Consider the following 2,556-nt stretch of genomic DNA (forward strand, 5'->3'; position numbering starts at 1 on the left):
GCGCCGAACTCCGCGCCGTGCCCCACGTAGAACTGCGCCGCGTACCCGTCGGCGAACTCCGGCAGCACCTCGGTCAGCTCCGGGTGGATCGTCGCGCAGTGGTAGCACTCCATGAAGTTCTCGATGATGAGCTTCCAGTTGGCCTTGACGTCGTAGACGATCCGCCGGCCGACCTCCAGGCTCTCGACGTCGTACCGCTCGATGGACTCGACGTCTCCCAGGCGCGCGACCACGTCGGCGATCACCGACTCCTCGAACGGCGGCGGGTTCTCGGCCAGGCACACCCACACGTAGCCGAGCCACTCGCGCACCGCCACGCTCGCCAGGCCGTACTCGGTGCGGCCGATGTCGGGCATCTTGGTCAGGTTCGGGGCCGCGACGAGCTTGCCGTTCAGGTCGTACGTCCAGGCGTGGTACGGGCACTGGAAGGCCCGCTTCACCTCGCCGGACTCCTGCGTGCAGAGCTTCGCGCCCCGGTGCCGGCACACGTTGAAGAAGGCCCGGACCGAGCTGTCCCGCGAGCGGGTCAGCAGGATGCTCTCCCGCCCGACGTCCACGGTCCGGAACGCACCCGGCTTCGCCAGCTCCGACGAGCGTGCCGCGCAGAACCACATGGACTCGAAGATGTGCTCCTGCTCCAGGCGGAAGATCTCCGGGTCGGTGTAGTGGTCGCCGGGAAGGGTCGCGATCAGGCTGTCCGGCAGGCCGGTCGTAGTCATGGTTCACCTCGGAGTGAAGCGCCCCGGTCGGGCGAGTGGTTGCCTCATGCGCAACGGACCTCTTGCTACGCAACTCACAGTGCAGTCCACCCGAAGCACTGTCAAGACCTTGACCACGGACCGCCGGAGCCGGGACCATGTTGCGTATCAGTCCCACTGTTGCGCAATACGCACTTCCCTCAGGGAGGGCTCAGTGTCTCTTGGACCCACCGCCGGCCGTGAGTTCGTCCTCACCCTGTCGTGCCCCGACCGCTCGGGCCTCGTCCACGCCGTCACCGGCTTCCTCGTCCGGCACTCCGGGAACATCCAGGAGAGCCAGCAGTTCGACGACCGGCTCAAGGACCGCTTCTTCATGCGGGTGCACTTCGACGTCACGGACCAGGGCATGACGCTGGAGGACCTCAAGTCCGGCTTCGCCCCGGTGGCGGAGGCGTACCGGATCTCCTGGCAGCTGTACGAGGCGTCGACCCCGACGCGCACGCTGATCATGGTGTCGAAGTTCGGGCACTGCCTGAACGACCTGCTCTTCCGCTGGCGTACCGGCGCGCTGAACATCGAGGTGCCGGCGATCGTCTCCAACCACCGGGACTTCGAGCCGCTCGCCGAGAGCTACGGGATCCCGTTCCACCACGTGCCCGTGACCCGGGAGACGAAGCCCGAGGCGGAGGCGCGGCTGCTGGAGCTCGTCGAGGAGCTGGACATCGACCTGGTGGTCCTCGCCCGCTACATGCAGATCCTGTCGAACGACCTGTGCAAGCAGCTCGAAGGCCGGGCCATCAACATCCACCACTCGTTCCTGCCGAGCTTCAAGGGCGCCCGTCCCTACGTCCAGGCGCACGAGCGCGGCGTCAAGCTCGTCGGGGCGACGGCCCACTACGTCACCCCGGACCTCGACGAGGGGCCCATCATCGAGCAGGACGTCGTCCGGGTGAGCCACTCACAGGGACCGGACAGCCTGGTCGCCCTGGGGCGTGACGTGGAAGCGCAGGTCCTGGCTCGGGCCGTGGAATGGCACAGTCAGAGCCGCATCATGGTCAACGACAACCGTACGGTCGTCTTCCGCTGAGGAAATCGCCCTCCACCCCCTCACACCTGTTGACCATTTCACCTAGGGTTTCGCCATGAGCAACTACGGTGCCGAGTCCGCAGGCGCTCCGAGTGGCGGAGTGCAGTCCGTTGACCGTGCTGTCGCCGTGCTGGAGATCCTCGCCCAGCACGGCGAGGCGGGCGTGAGTGAAGTGGCCGCGGCGATCGACGTCCACAAGTCCACCGCTTTCCGTCTGCTCGGCGCGCTGGAAGCGCACGGGATGGTCGAGCAGGAGAGCGAGCGCGGGAAGTACCGTCTCGGCTTCGGAGTCGTGCGCCTGGCCGGGGCGGTGACAGGCCGTATCGCCGTCACCCGGCACGGACGGGGCATCTGCGAGCGGCTCGTCGACGAGGTGGGCGAGACGATGAACATCGCCGTCCTCGAATCCCACCACGCGATCAACCTCTACCAGGTGCGCAGCACCTCGGCCATCGCCGCGCAGAACTGGGTGGGGCGGCAGACGCCGCTGCACTGCACGTCGAGCGGCAAGATCCTCCTCGCGCACCTCGACAAGAAGGACCGCGACGAACTCCTCACCGAGACGGGCCTGCCCCGTATGACACCGGGCACGGTGACCTCCAGGAAGAAGCTGGAGGCGGACCTCGCCGTGGCCCGCGAGCAGGGCTACGCCATCACGATGGAGGAGTACGAGGAAGGCCTCAACGCGCTCTCCGCACCCGTGCGTTCCGGCCCTGCACACGCTCGTCTACGACAAGCTGCGGCGCACCCGCGGCCCCGAGGGCGCGCGGC

Annotated in this window: 3 protein-coding genes; 2 read left to right on the forward strand and 1 reads right to left on the reverse strand. The window is 67.6% G+C overall.

The genetic code is table 11. From position 1 onward, the window contains the following. A partial coding sequence (locus AB0E85_RS39860) for an aromatic ring-hydroxylating dioxygenase subunit alpha (protein ID WP_361937646.1) occupies positions 1-719 on the reverse strand: 719 nt, incomplete at its 3' end. Between the two features lie 193 nt (positions 720-912). Here AB0E85_RS39860 and purU point away from each other — a divergent pair. Together purU and AB0E85_RS39870 are read left to right on the forward strand one after the other, a co-directional pair. After that, positions 913-1,785 (forward strand): formyltetrahydrofolate deformylase, encoded by an 873-nt coding sequence (gene purU / locus AB0E85_RS39865; RefSeq protein WP_361937647.1) that lies wholly within the window; start codon positions 913-915, stop codon positions 1,783-1,785. A 55-nt stretch (positions 1,786-1,840) separates the two neighbouring features. Beyond that, positions 1,841-2,556: IclR family transcriptional regulator (locus AB0E85_RS39870; protein WP_361937648.1), on the forward strand; the 716-nt coding region annotated here is incomplete at its 3' end.

Source organism: Streptomyces sp. NPDC029044, assembly GCF_040637495.1.
Taxonomy (GTDB): Bacteria; Actinomycetota; Actinomycetes; order Streptomycetales; family Streptomycetaceae; genus Streptomyces.